Genomic DNA, 301 nt, shown 5'->3' with positions numbered 1-301 from the left:
TCCGTCATGCCCACCATCTCGGCAGGCACGCCCCGTCATCTCAAGGCCGCTGACGGCTGACGCTTACGGTCCCACACGCCCGAGGCACGCCAGCGATAGAAGCGGCTCGAGACCGTCCCCACCGACCCATAGCGCGCCGGCAGGTCACGCCAGGGCGCACCGGTGCGCAGGACCCACAGAATACCATCGATAATGCGCCGATGCGGCGCGTTCGGATGCCCCGTCCAGGGCTTCTCCGGCGACAGGTGCGGCTCCAGTCGCCGCCACTGCGCGTCGGTCAAATCACCTCGTCTCACTCAAC

At 67.8% G+C, this 301-nt stretch carries 1 pseudogene; it reads right to left on the bottom strand.

The features are described 5' to 3' along the window. Positions 1-56 precede the first annotated feature (56 nt). Positions 57-296 (bottom strand): annotated as a pseudogene (locus LH62_RS29745) (transposase); the annotation flags it as partial. Positions 297-301 lie beyond the last annotated feature (5 nt).

The organism is Belnapia sp. F-4-1, assembly GCF_000802185.1.
Taxonomy (GTDB): domain Bacteria; phylum Pseudomonadota; class Alphaproteobacteria; order Acetobacterales; family Acetobacteraceae; genus Belnapia.
The sequence above is the reverse complement of the archived record's forward strand: the minus strand, read 5'-3'. Positions and strand labels throughout refer to the sequence as shown.